Genomic DNA, 16,837 nt, shown 5'->3' on the forward strand with positions numbered 1-16,837 from the left:
TAGAAACAAACGGTAATTCTCCAGAGGTGAAGATTTAGAATGCCCTACCCTATAAACGGGGATTACTTCACAATTAGCACAGGTCCCCATACGGAATGAGCGACTTCGCGGCTAACGCTGCCCATAATCAGTTCTTTCATTTTATTCAAACCGCGGCTACCGATGATGACAAGATCATAGCTCTCTATATTTGCCTTACGTGTGATTTCCTGGGCAGGGTCACCCATGACGACTTGAAGATCAAATGGGATGTTTTCTTTCTTAAACAGCAGCTCTGTTCGCATGAGGGCTTGGTGGGCATCCCCTTCAAGCATCGCTCTGATATTAAGATTGTGATGAATTAGTTCGCCTCTGGAAATGGTTTTAGAAACAACATGAAATAAAGTGATGGACACATCGCTACCCAACTGTTTAGCCAGTTCAAGCGCCTTTTCTGCTGCATGGTGGGCATGCTTAGAACCGTCGGAAGCGACGAGTATCGTTTTAATCATATCATTCACTCCTTAAAGAACTTATGAATACCTGTGCAGAAGCAGAAATACATCAGATGGAGGTACTATAAGTATGAATACAATATCTAAAAACAAAATTCCGTTTCAACCGCCATTTTTCTACGGATGGATCATAGTATTGATTGCCGGGCTTGGTCTATTTTTCTCTGGACCCGGCCAGACTTACTCCATTTCCACTTTTATTAATGCATACATCGAACAAAATCATTGGAGCAGGTCGCTCATATCCAGCTTATATTCCGCAGCTACCTTTATGGCCGGGATGCTTTTATTTGTTGTAGGCAGGGCAGTGAATCGCTGGGGGCAGCGCAACGTTACATTCGTTGTAGCCATTATACTTGCTTTGGCTTGTTTTTGGAACAGCATGGCTTTTACTCCGATCATGCTCTTTTTTGGATTTTTTATGACCCGGCTTTTTGGCCAAGGATCAATGACACTTATTCCTGTTACTTTAGTCTCGCAATGGTTCATCTCACACAGAGGTAGAGCTTTTAGCTTAATGACGATTGGTACTTTCGCCGGATCTTCATTTGTTCCGTTGATTAATACCTGGATAATTCAAGAGTGGGGAATCCGGGAGGCGTGGTTATTTTGGGGCGGGTTATTGAGTTTTATCTTTGCCCCGCTAGCCTTTTACTTCATTCGCAATACACCTGAATCTGTTGGTTTGTTGCCAGACAACCGGGTCCAATTGACCGGTACTACCGGACCTCAAGTGTTGGAGGAAAGCTGGACTTTAAATGAGGCTCTGCGGACAAGAATGTTCTGGCTTTTACTCGTTTGTGTAGGCATACCTGCAATGGTGAATACAGGGTTAACGTTTCATTTGATTTCAATCTTTGGCTCTAAAGGGATTGATGCTACTTTATCGGCATTTGTGCTTAGCCTCATGGCTTTAACTTCTTTTCCGGTATCTTTCATTTCCGGATTTGTGAATGAAAGATTTAAAACGAATTATATTCTTGCTGCTGTTTTTGTGGGTCAAGTGTTGACTATGCTCATATTAATTTACAGTCAAGATGCGGCAAGTGCGCTTGTTTTCGGTGTGGTACGGGGGATTGTCGCGGGCTTTGAGTCGATCACTTTAAACACCATTTGGCCCAATTATTATGGTAGATCCAGCATTGCTAATATTCAGGGAATTACCATGACTTCAACGGTTGTTTGCTCAGCTTTCGGACCTTTACCCTTTGGATTTGCATTTGATTATTTTGGAGGTTATGCAGAGATTCTCTGGATCATGATCTTATTCCCGATACTGGGCTGTGTTTTCGCCATAATTAGCCCTAAACCCAAGAAAAGGAACGAGAAGGAAATACAAGAGAGTTAATTGTTCAGAAAGTAAAACTGCTTTTATTCACCTCGCTTCTTAGACCGCAAATTAATAAAATTTAAAATTGAAGAACCATTTTGGTTCCTTTTTGGGAATAAAGATGGTAAACTGATTTTATGGATTGAGTGCGGACTGACCTTTATGAGAGTTAAAGGTCATAAAAATATACCAATGAGGTGAGTGCTGAAGTGTTAGGCAAGTTAAGAAAAGATTGGTTTTCAAATGTCCGGGGAGATTTGCTCGCAGGCTTAGTGGTCGCCTTGGCCTTGATTCCCGAGGCGATTGCTTTTTCCATTATTGCAGGTGTAGATCCTATGGTCGGTTTGTATGCTTCCTTTTGTATTGCCGTTGTCACTGCTATTGTTGGTGGCCGTCCGGGTATGATTTCTGCTGCAACAGGAGCAATGGCTTTGCTAATCGTACCACTCGTCAAAGAGCATGGCGTAAACTACTTATTAGCTGCAACGGTATTGACTGGTGTCATTCAGTGTATATTCGGACTGTTGAAAGTAGCTAAATTGATGAAATTTATTCCGCGTGCAGTGATGATCGGCTTTGTTAATGCTCTGGCTATTTTGATCTTTATGGCTCAAATTCCACATTTCGTTGGGATTTCTACCATGACTTATGTTTTTGTAGGCATTACCTTGCTCATAGTTTACGTATTGCCCAAGTTCTTTAAAGCTATTCCGGCTCCATTGATTGCAATTGTTCTATTAACCGCAGCTGCTATCGTATCTGGAATTAATTTAGGAACTGTCGGGGATCTTGGCAACATCACACAGTCCTTACCAATGTTCTTCATTCCAAATGTACCCTTCAATTTAGAGACGTTACAAATTATTTTTCCGTATTCTGTAGCTTTAGCTATAGTAGGACTATTGGAGTCTTTGCTAACGGCTTCCATTTTGGATGATATGACATCGAGTGACAGTAACAAAAATAAAGAAGCCAGAGGACAGGGCATCGCGAATATCATTACTGGATTTTTTGGCGGGATGGCCGGCTGTGCGATGATTGGCCAGACCGTAATCAACGTGAAGTCTGGTGGGAGAGGGCCGATTGTCAACTTTAATTTCAGGATTGTTTCTAATGCTTCTGATTCTCCTACTGGGAGATTTGGTTGTGAAAATCCCGATGGCTGTTCTGGTAGGCATTATGATTATGGTGTCCATTGGAACATTTGATTGGTCGTCATTCTCCTATTTACGTAAAGCCCCTAAAAGTGATGCTGCTGTTATGCTGGTAACCGTAATCCTTGTTGTTGCTACACATGACTTATCAATTGGAGTTATTGCCGGGGTTATACTGAGCGCTATTTTGTTTGTAGCTAAGATCTCGACAATTAGAATTTATAGACGTGAGCTTGATCATAAAACGTTGTTTGATGTAGAAGGTCAGTTGTTTTTTGCTTCTGTTGAAAGGTTCGTTGAATCGTTTGATTTTTCCATCGAAAATACAAACCTCATTATCAATTTTGAAAACTCACACATATGGGATGATTCTGCGGTTGGCGCTATTGATAAAGTAGTAATTAAATATCGTGAGAACAATAATGTAGTCACTATTACGGGGTTGAACTCGGCAAGTAAAAAGACGGTGGACAAGTTGGCTGTTTATAACGATGTGAATGCAAAGTTAAGTACACATTAATTCTATATTGGGGTGGATTTCATGTACAAGCGGGTTGCCTTAGCTGTGGACGGATCAGAAAACTCTCTACGAGCTACCCAAGAAGCAATAAAGTTGGCGAGTTTGTCACCAGGCTGCCAAGTGGATGTTCTCAATGTCGCGGATTATTCTAAATCTAAAGATGAAGTACTGCATTCCTATCGTGTGGAAGAGTTAGACATACAGAGACGGAGAAAATTAGTGGCGGTTGAAGAGCTGCTAAAGCAAAATGGAATAATCTATCATTTGAAAATTCTTCACGGTGATCCGGCATTGACTATCGTTGATTACACTGAACAAGAAAACATTGAATTTGCTATCATGGGAAGTCGGGGGCTGAATACGCTTCAGGAAATGATAATGGGTAGCGTCAGTCATAAGGTTATGAAGTTGGTTCAATGTCCGGTGATTATTGTGAAATAGCAAGGGTGTAATTTAACAAACGTGGGGAGCTTAGAGCTCCCACGTTTGTTATATATTTATTCAATTTAAAGCAGTTTCTCCATAATCATTACATCAATAAATTCTCCGCCATTACCATCTTGCTTCTCAAATACACCAACCTGCCGGTAACTGCGTTATTGAATTTGAAGTTCACCTATTGATTGCGCGTTAACCTGAAGGACCATGTCAAGACTATAGCGGAGTTATTCTCGAACGCCGGTAATGAAGGGATTGTTTCCTAAGAGGGAAATAGTCCTTTTTGCATGTCGCCATTCGTAGCTGAAATGAGCATTGAAGGGTATGGAAGACCGATCTAAAAAAGATTGAAATCCAAAATTAGGTAGTTTACTGTTGAGAGGTGAAGAACGAATGTATGGGAGGAATAGAAATGAACGAGCAGCAGCGTACGATAGAACCATTGAATCAAGAGCGTCCTCGATTGAAGCAATTGATCATCCAGAATTTTCGCGGAATAGGCAATCATCCAGTCACAATTATCCAGTCACAATTGAACTGGATAAGATTGTCGTATTAGTAGGTCCAAACAATGTCGGAAAGAGCTCCATTCTAAGGGCCTATGAAGTAGCAATGTCCGAGGGCTCGAACGAAGCTAATCTGCAGGAAGATGACTTTCCAGGTGGTGTGGTACATCAAGATTCTCTTCCCATGATCGAGCTTCACACAGTTGTTCAGAATCATGCTCCTGGAGCGAGATGGATACATACGGATTCAATTACCCAAGAAAAGTTGGTCAAGGAGAGATGGACATGGGCTACTCCAGGTGCACCCAAGCGTCAGGGCTTCGATGTTGAAAAAAAAGTATGGGCAGAAGATGCGGTTCCATGGGGTGCACCTAATGTCGCAAATTATAATCGACCAAAGCCGCATCGAATCGATGCATTTTCAGATCCTAAAGTACAAGCGGATGTCATCGTCAAACTGCTGAGCAATGTCATTAAAGAGAGAGTAAAGGATGTTCAAGAAGAGGCTGGGGAATCTCAATACAAACATTTGCTCCGTACGATCGCAACATTAAGACAGCAAGTAATCAGTGAATCCATTGCGCATATCGAAAAAATTGAGCTGCAGGTCTCAGAGCTACTTAGTGAAGTATTCCCCGGATACGTTGTTAAATTTGATCCTCGGGCAGAAGAGGAAGCGGAGAGTGACCTTAATCTATTTCAAAAGGTAAATAACGCGCAGCTAAAGATGGGATATGGTGAAAATGGACATTTAACCACACTGGATCGTCAAGGGAGCGGTGCAAGACGTACCTTATTATGGAGTGCCTTACGAATGATTGCAGAAACGAATGTGACTAAAGGGGCTAAAAAAGGGGCTAAAAAAGAAGCAATCGAAGGTGAGGAGAATAGGCCTCATGTCCTTCTTTTGGATGAGCCAGAGCTATGCCTTCATCCAAACGCAGTAAGAGAGGCTTGCCGGGTATTATACGATTTACCGAATACGGGAAACTGGCAAGTGATTGTAACGACACACTCTCCTGCTTTTATTGACGTCTCTCGCGATAACACAACCATTATAAGAGTAGAACAGATTAATGGACACATTTCCGGGACAACGGTATTTCGTCCGGAAAGAGTCAAATTAGATGATGAAGACCGCTCCCTATTAAAGCTAATGAACATTTTTGATCCTTATGTTGCCGAATTCTTCTTTGGAGGACGTTGCATTATCGTTGAAGGCGACACGGAGTATACGGCGTTTAAGCACATCATGGCAACAAAGCCGGGTATATATAAGGATGTACATATTATTAGAGCAAGAGGAAAAGCGACCATTATTTCATTAGTCAAAATTTTAAATCATTTCGGTTCTCGTTACTCTGTCCTGCATGATAGTGATACACCGACAACCCTAAGAAAGGGAAAAACGATAAAAAATCCGGCATGGGCACATAACGAAAAAATATATGCAGCGATACAGGATCGACCGCATACTTCAAATGTTCGACTACTAGCCTCACTGGGGAATTTTGAGAAAGCGTATTTTGGGGAGGAAGTAAGTAGTGAGAAACCCTACAATGCAATTGTTCATTTGCAACACGATGAGAAACGATTCGAAAAGGTGGAACAACTGCTGGATGCTCTTCTGGATCATAGCAAAGTTCCGCCTGAAGGCGCGCTTGAATGGACAAGCATTGCTCAGTTAGAGGAGATGGTTGCTGTGCAAGCCAGTAAGGAATTAGTGGCTGCAGGTACTGAAGATGAAATAGACGAGGGACTTTGAGCACGTAGAAGTTATACAATAACTCCCGATTTATAGGACTGTGCGACAAAAGTACAGTCCTATAAATTTGGAATTGGAGCTAGATAAACCGTTCTTTACGAATTGAATGATTTCAGGTAACGACGATATACTTGATAATTCTTGTTGCCTCCCGACAGGTTAAAGACCTTCTCAAAGCCCGAATATTCTGGGCTGCATTTCCGGTTGTTCCTTTGTTGCAATAGGTGTCTGTAGGTTTCTGAAAATCTAAGGTAGAAGCCTTCTCACGCAGGTCGCTAAGTGAAATATCTGTGCTCCTTGGACATGACTGGCTTCATATTGCTTTCTCGAACGCGTGTCAACAATTTGATACTCGTCTTCTTTGCCCACCAGCTCTGCCGGAGAAAGTAGAGGACGATTGCGGCTGATCGCGTTATGAAGGGTCATCGCTGTGTACATAACAGGGTCTTTCGTGCTAGAGAAAGAAGGCGCATAGGTCATATCCAGATGAAAGAGGTCCTCAACTTTTGCTTTAAATCGTAACATTGGCCCCTGTAGCCAGCCCATGCTTATCGAAAGTCTCTTCCACCTCGGCACCATTGCTTAAATCAATCACACGGATGGCCTGGTTCACCGGATCGTTTACAATGTCCTCATGGTTGATGTCCATCTTGACGTGGTAGCGAGCCTCAAACCACTTTTTATCTCGAGGAATCAACTCTGACAGGTCATCGACTTCATTCCCTAAATAATAAGGTATCCCGCAGATGGAGTAAGAAATATCTGGACCCTTTCATATACAATAATTTCGTCCGATTCATCATTCCACCGGGCTTTAGCAGCCACATAGGTTCCTGCAGCTACAGAGCCTACAATAATAATCTTCAAATTAAGTACGTCCATATAGTTATATTAGCATTAGCTTATAAAAACAAACTAGAGTTTTGCTCGTATATTCAGGGAGGGATATATAGAAAATTCGGCAGAGGGTAATCTTTTGGAGAAGTCCAGGAAGGACATGAAAATAGCTAAGAACCACCTTACTTGGATCCTTAGCTACTTCATCCATTTGCTTGCAAAAGACTATCCCAGTTTTTCATTAGGGGTCCCACGTTTACTTTCCTTCGGGGCTGCCACCTTGTTTTTCCCTTTATTCATTCTGACACTCTCCCGAAGCGCCTCTAAAAGATCAACAACAACCTCTGATTCTTGCGTGGGCTTTAAAACAATGTTCTGTCCGGCAATTTTAGATTGAATAGCTGCTAACAATCGTTCTTGCTCTGGATTGGAATATGATTTTAAATCGGAGGTACCTGTCATTCCTTTGACGATTTGTAAGGCTAACTTCAGCTGATTGGAATCTACAGAAATGGTACTAGAGAGGTTGGGGACGTTCTCTACGGGCCGCATTTCATTCGCGTAGTGCATGGTGGCCAACTGAATGCAATTTCCATTTATCGGCTTCAGGATACATAATTTCGTGTTAGCTCGAAACGTAAACTTGGCGATTGCGAGTCTTTTAGATGTCTCAAGAGCCTTGAGAAGTAAATAGTACGCATGACTCCCAAGTTGATCAGGACCTAGAAAATAAACCTTTTGCGTGAACATTAAATCGACTTGTTCTTCCTTCATGAAATCAATAATCCGTATCTGCTTACTAGCGTCTTCTTGAATCTGATCGAGTTCCTCTTTTTCAAAGGTTACATATTGATTCGTATCCAGTGGGTAGCCTTTAATGAGTTCTTCAGACTCGACGGATCGTTGACAATTTGGGCAATATCGCTGGTTTTTAATTGTACCATGGCAGCTTTTATGGAGTAAGTTGAGAGAGATTTCTTTCTCCTCTGTGGCGGCGTAAAGTTTCACCGGGATGTGAACTAATCCAAAACTGATAGCGCCTTTCCATATGGTATGCATGGGAACACCTCCTAAAGTTTATACTAAAAAGTCATTCCCATATCAAACATAAATAAACCGCACCCCCAAGCAAAGGGTGCGGTTTATTTATGCCATGTGATCGGTCTATTTTTCGAAAAACTCATCTAGCATGACTTGAACCTTTCGAAGATCTCTTTTTTTTAAGGAAACTAAGGTATGGATGATTTGATTCAATAATTCGTCCTTTTCATTCAATGCGGACTCTTGATATTTCGTATACATAAACAAATCCATAATCTGAACATCAAGAGCATCGGCGATCTTCAGTAGGTTCACTAAAGTAATATTTTTTTCAGCTCGTTCAACGCCACCAATATAGGAGAAATGAAAGCCGGCCTTTTCACCGAGCTCCTCTTGAGACCATCCACGTTGCTTCCGAATATCACGGATGCGTTGTCCTATTTTTTGAATTACTGAAGTTTCCATGATTACACCTCTAAAACTAAGTGTAAACAATGGGGCAACAGCGATACATACTCACATAAATATCAATACATATTTTTGATATGTATACGTATTATTTAGTAGTAAATGGCAACACTATATAGTGAGGTGATAGGATTGGAAAATACAGAGAACTCATTGACCTTAGGATTTGCTTTAGTTACACCATCTGGCTTAAAATTCGAAAACGTGTTTTACACAAACGGAATGATGATAAAGCATGGATGGTTTGAGTTAGCACAGCGAGAAGAGGGATGGCAGATACCAATTCTCTACGATAGTAAGGATTTAACAAGAATTATGTTACTTGATATCGACTCTACAAAAGGTGCATTCCAAATTGAAGATGCAAGCCAAAAAATCGACTCTGAGATGAGAGAACTCTATTTTTCAGCCATAGCGTCATTGAAAGTACAATTAAGACATAACAAAAACAAATGATAGACATTCTAAGGTAGAAGATCATGGACAGAAACCTCAAGAGAAGTGGCAATCTGATAAAGATAATGGATTCGAATAAGGTGACGACCGGCTTCAATATTGGTTATTGAAGGTCTTGAAATATGGACTCGTATTGCTAGTTCTTCTTGAGTCATGCCTCGTTCTTCTCTTTTACTCTTAATAAGTTGACCAATGATTTTATAATACATGAATTCGCTCATCATAATACTCCTCTCTTAATCTATTAAGATTAGTATTACCAATAAGAGAGAGCTTTAGTATTTTTGAAGTCAATAACAAAAATGCTGTTTAAAATCTGAACATTCGGAAATAAAGAATCCCAAGAAGTAATGAAAGAATCTTCAGAAATTCGAATTGTTTATTATTCGAAAAAAGAGAGCGGATGTGATTCTATGGAGCACACCTTGATTCCATATACTCCAATCGTCATGCCAAGAAGTAAAAGATACGGTAACAATTACTGGGGTATGATGGGGCCAAAAGTTAGCTACCGGGATGTTATCTTATATAGCGACTTAGAATATGATCATTGGGTGACCGTTGAAACAGATGCTAAGGTAAAAACATATTGTGAACAACCACTGGAGATTACTTATACTTTGAATGGAAAACGGAATCGAACTATTTTTGATATGTGCCTTTATGAAAATGGGTCTGAGCTTTTTGTGGAAGTTAAATATGAGAAAGAACTTCATCCGAGTAATCGGAATTACGACCGTGTCATGAGGCAACTTGAAGCTCAAAAAGAATGGTGTAGGCTTAATGGAAAACTTCATGAAGTGAGGACAGAGAAATCCATTCGCTCAGGTAGGTATTCCATTGAAAACAGAATCAAAATATTAGCTAGTGTAATTAATCATAGACATCCGATGTTTATCGAAGAAGTATCCAAATCTCTTGACTGCACAAAAAGAACGATGAAAGAGATTTGCTATGAATTATCTGATACATGTAGTTCTTATGAGGTTTTTCTTTCTTGTCATTGGTTGTACTACAAAGGAATAATTACTGCCGATATTGATTCGATGATTTGGAACTATGAGATGGAGGTCTGGAAACTTGAGCAGATGTCGATTATTTGAGAAAGACGGTTATTTGCAGGAACAAGTCAATCCAGATCTTTGGCCAACTGTAGATGATTCCAGATTATCTGAAATAGAAAAGAACAGGTACGTGAATCGAAGAGATGCTATCGTTATGTATTTTAAGCGAGTGGATATGAAAGAGATTCAACGATCCACCCAGATAAGTCCTCAGAATCTAAGAAGATTAGTAAAAAGATGTATAGACCTAGACGAAAATGGAGTCGTATGGGGATTTCGTGCATTGATTCCGTACAAAAAGGTGAAATCATACCGACTTGACGTACTAAAGGAAGACCGAAATGAATCGAGAAAAACAGGGGAGTTTAATCTGCTGTTAGAGACACACCCTGACATAAAAGACTTAATAACAGACTTATATCTGGGAACTCATCGTCGAACGCTTGAACCAGCCATGAAACCTCTGAATATTCATAAAAAATTTATTGAGCAATGCCGAAATAAGGAAATTCCTTTATCACAATATCCTTTTAATACTAAGAACATGGGCAGAAAAGCTTTACAACGTTTCTTAAATCGCATTGCGTATCTACACTTTGGTGAAGGAAATCGACGCTATGGGCAAGATGCCAAGACTCGAGCTAAACATACCGGTGAAGGTGAACAGAACCATCCTTCAACTTTACACCCCTACCAGAAAGTACAATTTGATGCTCATCGCATAGACGGTTTCTTCATTGTTGATTTAGTAACCCCAGAAGGTGATTTAGTATCAGTCACACTGGATCGATTTTGGATCCTTACATTAATTGATGTAGCCACTCGTATAGTTTTTGGTTATTCGATAAGTTTAAGCAAAGAGTACAGTGCGAGTGATGTTATGATATGTTTTCGTAATTCAGTAATCCCTCATGAAAAAATACAAATCACAATAGATGGAATGAAGTACTCAGAATTGGGAGGATTCCCTTCCGAAGTATACCCACAAAATACTTCCTGGGCTGTGTGGGATGTGATTTGTTTTGATAACGCTAAGTCTCATCTTGCAAATTTGGTGAAGGATCGATTAAAGAATCTGATTGGGTGCGCTACTAATCTTGGACCGGTTGCACTCCCGATGAGAAGAGGAATTATTGAGCGTTTTTTCAAAACACTTGAGGAGACAGGCTTTCACCGGCTGCCAAACACAACTGGAAGCAATCCTGATGATCCAAGAAGAAAGAACCCTGAGAAGAACGCAATTAGATACCATATGACATTTGAACATTTGAAACAGCTGATTGATGTTATGATTTCTGATTATAATGGGACGCCACATGGAGGGATTTATCACCAATCCCCACTAGAATTACTTGGTAAGCGTTTGAACAATGGTTTACTCCCAAGACAATTAGAAGAAGAGAAACGTTCAGAGGTGCTTTTTATGCAAACTGTTATTACCCGGACCGTGCGCGGATCTCACACATCTGGTAAAAAGCCATATATCCAGTATGAAGGTGTTGAATATCGAAGTGATAAACTGGCCCATTCAGCACATTTGATTAATAAGGAGCTTCATCTCCATGTTAATGTAGATGACCTACGTACAGTTAAAGCTTATCTGGAAGATGGTAGTGAGTTTGACTATCTTACTGCTGCCGGGAAGTGGTCATTAACACCCCATTCCTTACAGACTAGAAAGGCTATAAACTCTTTGGTTCAGCGGAAAATCATTTATTATACAACATGGGACGATCCAGTATTTATTTACACGGATTATTTGATGAAAAATGCAACATTAGGAAAAAGAGGAGCAGCCAATAAAGTGACACAGGTAAGAGAGGCTTCTAATAAAAATAGGAAACGCGTAAATGAGCCTGCAGAACAAACCAAAGCACTTCAGGAAGCAGAAGAACGCAATGATGCACTAGAAAGGGCTAGACAAATCTCAAAGCAGCAGCAAGAGAATGTAGAATATGAGATCTATGAAGAATTATTAAAAGTATATAAAACAAAAATTACCAGGTATGATTGTGTACGGAAGACCTCGTATTGGAAAGACATCAGCATTAAAATTTGCTATAGAACATCTACCAACGGATCTTGGAGCCCCTTTACCCATTTTGATTGCAAATAGTAATTCTTATCGAGTTCCCAGTGAAGAAAAATTTTTCCTGGATCTTCTTAATGATTTTAATTTCCCGTTTCCTGCAAAGAGAAAACCTGCGGAGATGCGCCGTCAAATTGTTAACTTAATGCTTGAAAAAGCTGAAAAATCAAGATTGCGTCGAATCATTCTAATTATGGATGAGGCTCATCGATTAACCGAATATCACTATAACTGGCTTATGGATATTTATAATGAATTGGACAGGAAGAAAATAAGTATGTCTGTTATTTCTGTCGGGCAAGAGGAGCTGTTATCTCGTCGTACTTTTTTCCTGGAACAAAAGAAATCTCAGATTATCGGACGTTTCATGACACATGAACATCATTTTTATGGAATTCGCACGATCGAAGAAATGAAGTTAATTTTAAAATGCTATGATGATGAGGAAATTTCATCCTATCCAGTTGAAAGTGGATGGAGCTTTAGCCGATTTTTCTTTCCTGAAGGATATAGTAGAGGGGAAAGATTAGAAAAAGATGCAAAGACCATTTTCAGTCTATTTAGTGAGTTACGTAAAGAGCATGGAGTTTCGGCTGATTTTGAAATACCCATGGAGTATTTCGCCTTCAGCATAGAGAACGCCTTGAAGAAAAATGGGTCTCATGGAAATCAACACTTTTGGTTAACAAGCGCATTGTGGAAAGAAGCAATAGAAATGTCGGGGTATGTTGAGTCGGAAATTTATATGGCTTTAGTATAAGTGTGTAAAGGAGGTGTAAATATGAATGCTATTTGGAGAAAAGAGTGGGTAAATGAATTTGAATCTCCGTGGTCATTATTTGAAAAACTCTCTCTAGCTAATGTAGTAAACCGAGATGATATATTAAAGATTCTCGGCAGTAAAGATGTAAAAGCGATAAAGGGTTATATGATTGGCAACATTCGGAGAGAGTTTTTTGATTTAAGCGGGTTTGATGAGGAATTGTTAACAGAAGTATTTAATTACAAGTTTGTTGAAAAAGTTAAATCTTCAATAGAGAAGATAATATCTCCATTGGATTATTTTGGACATTCTAATTCGTCGTCATGGTTTTTTCCCCAACTAAGATGGTGTAACGAGTGCCTGAGTGTTGGACACCACAGTTGGCTTCATCAATTTCGATTAATAGAAAAATGCCCATATCATAATTGTCCATTGTTTGAGTCCTGCCCTCAATGTAAAACTATATTTCCATTTCTTTTATCAAATGAACGAATGCAGGAAGCATTTACATGTAAGTGTGGTTACAAATTGGTTGATTTTTCTAATGAATTATGGAACAACTGGAATACTCAAATAAGGATCAATGACATATCAGTAATCAATTGGTTGTCAAAAAGCAGAAGTGAGGAGAGTCGATATTTATTTTTACCTGATCAATGTAACATCAATTTAGTAACTGAATCCTCTCCTAAAATAGCAACAGAACATTTTTCTTATGATAAAAACTTGATAAAACTAGATGATTTAAGCTACCACTCACATTTCAACAAAGAACTATATTCACGTAACATAAACATTTTTCATACTGTTGATCGTTACATAAGAAAGACGCTTTTGAAAAGTCACAAACATTGTATACATCAATTTTGGAATCTATTAAAAAACGAAGATGAGGAATTTCCCACAATATGCCCATATGCATACGCCTACGTTAACTGGAGAAAGACACTTCTAAAACTAGAATATTTCCACCGTAAAAACACAAGGGGCGATGATATTTCTAGAACTAAGAAGAGTGGATTTGAACTGGCCACAGATTTTATTACTAATGAGATCAAAACATTATTTGAGGAATTCATCACACAAAGTGAGAAAAAGCGAGGGATAAATAAAGATGCATTGTTTTGGGTTCACGATCAATGGACGTTGCGATTTGGAATTAAATTATTTTATGCCTGGCTGAACTGTGCCGAAAACGTTTTGAAGCGCGAAAAGAGAGTAAATTGGAACGATGTTCAACAAATAGTTTCATCAGTGCAAACAAAACTTGCATTTAAATATACAACAAACCATTTTCAAAAAATCAGAGAGAACACTCACATTAGAGTTATATGTTAGTCCAGAAGTAATGGTATATCCTAAGTATAGCTGCCCGAATAATACAATGAAAAAGAGAAGAAATATCTCAAGGATGAAGCCATTTACTCCTTTAGATGTAGCAATAAATTACAAGGGTAGTGATTTAAAAAACTATGTTGATGCATACGTGAAAAAAATACAATTTCTAAAAGAGCACTGATTAATCGATATCAGTGTTCTTTTTGTATGAAAAGAGGCATACTTACGACAATAGATACATGTTCTTGTCCTTTAAGGATATATGTTCTTGTCCTCCGACATTATCTGAGATGCCAATGGTAGAGGCAATCTTAGATATATGTACATATGTACAAAATACGGGTTTTGTGAAGAAGTGAAAAACTTTGGAGATCTCATATGGAATTTGCAATGTTTTCAGTGAAATCGCCAATTCCCCTCGGTAGCGCTTACACGCCTTTTTCATTATCAGATCTCTTCAACTCTTGAAGACTCGGCAACCTGCTGAAAGCCCATTTTGGGATGAAATTTAAATCGATTTATACCCATTGATTAGGTATGCGTACATACCTTCTAAATAATTTAAGCATAGTGTGCTCAAAGAGGAACGAGGTGAAAATATGAACAAAGCCGGCTCAGGAAACGGACGCTCTGCCTTACGTCGGCGCCGCAAAATGTGCCGGGCGAGCAGTACCCTATTCTATACGGTCTCGGACGGTAAAAAAAGGATCTACCACAACAGCGACGGGATCAAAGGCTATGGATTAACCCGGATTCTGGATCCCGCGCTTTTCTCGCTAACTAATGTCTTTATCAACGGCGTCTTGCAGCCGGGATCGCTATACCGCGTACGCAAGGGGCGGCTGTTGCTGCTCTCAGAAGATATTCCAACTAAAGGAGTTCCAATCATTATCCAGTTTATCCGGATTACCGTGTTTGAAAGGAGGTGAATCTACATGGCTGCGTCACTAATCAAGTTATTCGTCTCGGCGACCGCCTCTGCCCCTGTTGCCACTGGAGGGGCGGCGACAACCACCATCACACCTGCTGTTACCCGGTATAATGCTGCGATAACAGCCGACATGATCACTGCTTCGAATACGACGATTCCAGCAGACAGCTTTCTTGATGATACCGGAGCTGCCATCAGTGCCTTCCCGTCGGTTCCTTCTACCGCCTATATTCATGTCTATGTAAACGGCGTAATTCAGGAAGCCGGCTTGTCCAGTCTGTCGACAACTCAGTTGGTTCTCTCTACTACATCTGCTCCCGCTGGTGCGCCGGTCAACGTTGTGATTACAGACCTTACCAATGTCTCTTCACCGATCACAACAGAGCCGACGATCTCTGCTCCGACCATTACAATTCAACTATAGCTACTGCCTTCTATTCCAGCCCTTCTCCTTCCCAATAGGAAGTGAAAAGGGCTTTTTATGGAGTTGAATTATATCAATCGGCAGTACAGGTGAAACTTAATTTCGCAAGTACAGCAGAACTTTATGAGATCCGATTTTAATGTTCCTCAAGCCATACATATCCAAGTCATGACATACCTCAGTCGCCGTTACTTCATTTCGAATGGATTCGACCCCATGTAATAACACAACCTCGGTTCCACCACCGTTCCAACAATCTCCTAAACTTTTTACACAAGGCCAGTTGAGAAAAAAACAGATTTTTGATAAAATTAAGACATATAATATTTAGATATCTAAATACTTATCTTTGAACGATCAAGGAGGAATATATAATGGGACGGTTAGATAACAAGATAGCAATTATCACAGGTGGTGCTTCAGGTATAGGTGAAAGCATGGTGGATCTTTTCAGCGAGGAAGGAGCTATTGTTATTGCGGCGGATATTAATGAGGCGGCACTCGAACGGGCAAGTCAGAAAAAGAATGTGTATGGCATGAAACTAAACGTTGCTTCTGATGAAGATTGGGTTATATTAGCTCAACAAGTGAATGATCGCTTTGGAAGAATCGATATCCTTGTTAACAACGCAGGGATTTCTTCGGAAAAACCTTACCAGGATATCGACATTAATGATTGGCAAAAGATGCTGTCCATTAACGGTTATGGCCCTTTTGCCGGGGTTAAACACATTGCGCCTTATATGGCAGCCCAGGAGAAAGGTTCAATCGTCAATATTTCGTCTTACACAGCTCAGATCGGCCAAGGCTTTAACCATTATTCCGCTTCTAAAGGAGCCGTTCGTGCTTTGTCCAAAGCAGCTGCAACGACTTTTGGCCGACAAGGTGTTCGTGTGAATACACTTTTTCCTGGTATAATCGAGACACCAATGACCTCAGCGCTGAGTACATCCAAAGAACTCCTGAGTCACTTAATTCAAGCAACCCCGTTGCAGCGGTTAGGTCAGCCCGATGATATTGCTAAAGCTGCACTGTTTTTGGCTTCGGATGAATCGTCATACATTACAGGCGCGGAATTGGTCATTGACGGAGGGTTCTCTGCTCAATAATTAGGCACACTACTAATAAGTCCCCCTTTATCCAATATGAGTGAGGGGGACTTCCATCAAGAAAGGGATTCACTATGACAGAACAGACAATCTTCGAACTCATTCATTCC

At 40.1% G+C, this 16,837-nt stretch carries 16 protein-coding genes and 2 pseudogenes; 12 read left to right on the plus strand and 6 right to left on the minus strand.

The genetic code is table 11. The annotated features are described in order from the left end of the window. Positions 1-62 precede the first annotated feature (62 nt). Positions 63-491 (minus strand): universal stress protein, encoded by a 429-nt coding sequence (locus PSTEL_RS14140; protein ID WP_038696219.1) that lies wholly within the window; start codon positions 489-491, stop codon positions 63-65. Positions 492-564: 73 nt separating this feature from the next. Here PSTEL_RS14140 and PSTEL_RS14145 point away from each other — a divergent pair, with 73 nt between their 5' ends. From PSTEL_RS14145 to PSTEL_RS14160, 4 genes and pseudogenes are all read left to right on the plus strand, one after another. Beyond that, entirely contained in the window at positions 565-1,842 is a 1,278-nt protein-coding gene (locus PSTEL_RS14145) for an MFS transporter (RefSeq protein ID WP_038696221.1), read from the plus strand. Between the two features lie 191 nt (positions 1,843-2,033). Further along, positions 2,034-3,498, plus strand: a pseudogene (locus PSTEL_RS14150) (SulP family inorganic anion transporter). Between the two features lie 21 nt (positions 3,499-3,519). Further along, entirely contained in the window at positions 3,520-3,939 is a 420-nt protein-coding gene (locus PSTEL_RS14155; RefSeq protein WP_038696223.1) for a universal stress protein, read from the plus strand. Positions 3,940-4,311: 372 nt separating this feature from the next. Continuing rightward, positions 4,312-6,207: an ATP-dependent nuclease gene (locus PSTEL_RS14160; protein ID WP_218917546.1), complete on the plus strand. Its 1,896-nt coding sequence runs from the start codon at positions 4,312-4,314 to the stop codon at positions 6,205-6,207. A gap of 511 nt (positions 6,208-6,718) precedes the next feature. On the opposite strand, the gene PSTEL_RS28970 is transcribed toward PSTEL_RS14160, so the two are convergent. From PSTEL_RS28970 to PSTEL_RS14170, 4 genes and pseudogenes are all read right to left on the minus strand, one after another. Beyond that, positions 6,719-6,856 (minus strand): hypothetical protein, encoded by a 138-nt coding sequence (locus PSTEL_RS28970; protein ID WP_425339974.1) that lies wholly within the window; start codon positions 6,854-6,856, stop codon positions 6,719-6,721. A 2-nt stretch (positions 6,857-6,858) separates the two neighbouring features. Further along, a pseudogene (locus PSTEL_RS28975) lies at positions 6,859-7,074 on the minus strand (FAD-dependent oxidoreductase); the annotation flags it as partial. Between the two features lie 195 nt (positions 7,075-7,269). Further along, positions 7,270-8,103: a non-homologous end joining protein Ku gene (gene ku / locus PSTEL_RS14165; RefSeq protein WP_052098488.1), complete on the minus strand. Its 834-nt coding sequence runs from the start codon at positions 8,101-8,103 to the stop codon at positions 7,270-7,272. A gap of 105 nt (positions 8,104-8,208) precedes the next feature. Next, entirely contained in the window at positions 8,209-8,550 is a 342-nt protein-coding gene (locus PSTEL_RS14170; protein WP_052098489.1) for a helix-turn-helix domain-containing protein, read from the minus strand. A gap of 105 nt (positions 8,551-8,655) precedes the next feature. Between PSTEL_RS14170 and PSTEL_RS14175 the strand changes: the two genes are divergently transcribed. Beyond that, on the plus strand, positions 8,656-9,009 hold the full coding sequence (locus PSTEL_RS14175; RefSeq protein ID WP_169744579.1) for a hypothetical protein: 354 nt from the start codon (positions 8,656-8,658) through the stop codon (positions 9,007-9,009). A gap of 8 nt (positions 9,010-9,017) precedes the next feature. Here PSTEL_RS14175 and PSTEL_RS14180 read toward each other — a convergent pair whose 3' ends face one another. Further along, entirely contained in the window at positions 9,018-9,233 is a 216-nt protein-coding gene (locus tag PSTEL_RS14180; protein WP_082451815.1) for a helix-turn-helix domain-containing protein, read from the minus strand. Between the two features lie 126 nt (positions 9,234-9,359). Between PSTEL_RS14180 and PSTEL_RS14185 the strand changes: the two genes are divergently transcribed. The 7 genes from PSTEL_RS14185 (at position 9,360) to PSTEL_RS14220 (ending at position 16,727) form a co-directional block, all read left to right on the plus strand. Beyond that, positions 9,360-10,112 (plus strand): TnsA endonuclease N-terminal domain-containing protein, encoded by a 753-nt coding sequence (locus tag PSTEL_RS14185; RefSeq protein ID WP_082451816.1) that lies wholly within the window; start codon positions 9,360-9,362, stop codon positions 10,110-10,112. Further along, positions 10,090-12,189: a TnsB C-terminal domain-containing protein gene (locus PSTEL_RS27670; protein WP_156995876.1), complete on the plus strand. Its 2,100-nt coding sequence runs from the start codon at positions 10,090-10,092 to the stop codon at positions 12,187-12,189. Before PSTEL_RS14185 ends, PSTEL_RS27670 begins: the two co-directional genes overlap by 23 nt. Continuing rightward, positions 12,080-12,922, plus strand: coding sequence for an ATP-binding protein (locus tag PSTEL_RS14195; protein ID WP_084065083.1), 843 nt, complete (start codon positions 12,080-12,082; stop codon positions 12,920-12,922). The genes PSTEL_RS27670 and PSTEL_RS14195 overlap by 110 nt, the downstream gene beginning before the upstream one ends. 21 nt (positions 12,923-12,943) lie before the next feature. Beyond that, positions 12,944-14,263 carry a TniQ family protein gene (locus tag PSTEL_RS14200; RefSeq protein WP_038696227.1) on the plus strand — a complete coding sequence of 440 codons (1,320 nt, stop codon included), beginning with the start codon at positions 12,944-12,946 and terminating at the stop codon, positions 14,261-14,263. 599 nt (positions 14,264-14,862) lie between these two features. Next, the gene (locus PSTEL_RS14210; protein ID WP_245624957.1) at positions 14,863-15,192 is read left to right on the plus strand and encodes a DUF4183 domain-containing protein; all 330 of its coding nucleotides are present in this window, start codon (positions 14,863-14,865) and stop codon (positions 15,190-15,192) included. Positions 15,193-15,198: 6 nt separating this feature from the next. Then, a complete protein-coding gene (locus PSTEL_RS14215; RefSeq protein ID WP_038696229.1) occupies positions 15,199-15,618 on the plus strand; it encodes a DUF4183 domain-containing protein in 420 nt (139 codons plus the stop codon). A gap of 374 nt (positions 15,619-15,992) precedes the next feature. Beyond that, the gene (locus PSTEL_RS14220) at positions 15,993-16,727 is read left to right on the plus strand and encodes an SDR family NAD(P)-dependent oxidoreductase (RefSeq protein WP_038696231.1); all 735 of its coding nucleotides are present in this window, start codon (positions 15,993-15,995) and stop codon (positions 16,725-16,727) included. Positions 16,728-16,837 lie beyond the last annotated feature (110 nt).

This window comes from Paenibacillus stellifer, from assembly GCF_000758685.1.
Classification (GTDB): Bacteria; Bacillota; Bacilli; order Paenibacillales; family Paenibacillaceae; genus Paenibacillus_AQ; species Paenibacillus_AQ stellifer.

What these genes read in the sequence shown, in the direction of transcription:
- PSTEL_RS14140 (WP_038696219.1), bottom strand. Translation starts at nt 491, where the DNA reads ATGATTAAAACGATACTCGTCGCTTCCGACGGTTCTAAGCATGCCCAC.
- PSTEL_RS14145 (WP_038696221.1), top strand. Translation starts at nt 565, where the DNA reads ATGAATACAATATCTAAAAACAAAATTCCGTTTCAACCGCCATTTTTC.
- PSTEL_RS14155 (WP_038696223.1), top strand. Translation starts at nt 3,520, where the DNA reads ATGTACAAGCGGGTTGCCTTAGCTGTGGACGGATCAGAAAACTCTCTA.
- PSTEL_RS28970 (WP_425339974.1), bottom strand. Translation starts at nt 6,856, where the DNA reads ATGGACATCAACCATGAGGACATTGTAAACGATCCGGTGAACCAGGCC.
- ku (WP_052098488.1), bottom strand. Translation starts at nt 8,103, where the DNA reads ATGCATACCATATGGAAAGGCGCTATCAGTTTTGGATTAGTTCACATC.
- PSTEL_RS14170 (WP_052098489.1), bottom strand. Translation starts at nt 8,550, where the DNA reads ATGGAAACTTCAGTAATTCAAAAAATAGGACAACGCATCCGTGATATT.
- PSTEL_RS14175 (WP_169744579.1), top strand. Translation starts at nt 8,656, where the DNA reads ATGGCAACACTATATAGTGAGGTGATAGGATTGGAAAATACAGAGAAC.
- PSTEL_RS14180 (WP_082451815.1), bottom strand. Translation starts at nt 9,233, where the DNA reads ATGATGAGCGAATTCATGTATTATAAAATCATTGGTCAACTTATTAAG.
- PSTEL_RS14185 (WP_082451816.1), top strand. Translation starts at nt 9,360, where the DNA reads ATGAAAGAATCTTCAGAAATTCGAATTGTTTATTATTCGAAAAAAGAG.
- PSTEL_RS14195 (WP_084065083.1), top strand. Translation starts at nt 12,080, where the DNA reads ATGATTGTGTACGGAAGACCTCGTATTGGAAAGACATCAGCATTAAAA.
- PSTEL_RS14200 (WP_038696227.1), top strand. Translation starts at nt 12,944, where the DNA reads ATGAATGCTATTTGGAGAAAAGAGTGGGTAAATGAATTTGAATCTCCG.
- PSTEL_RS14210 (WP_245624957.1), top strand. Translation starts at nt 14,863, where the DNA reads ATGAACAAAGCCGGCTCAGGAAACGGACGCTCTGCCTTACGTCGGCGC.
- PSTEL_RS14215 (WP_038696229.1), top strand. Translation starts at nt 15,199, where the DNA reads ATGGCTGCGTCACTAATCAAGTTATTCGTCTCGGCGACCGCCTCTGCC.
- PSTEL_RS14220 (WP_038696231.1), top strand. Translation starts at nt 15,993, where the DNA reads ATGGGACGGTTAGATAACAAGATAGCAATTATCACAGGTGGTGCTTCA.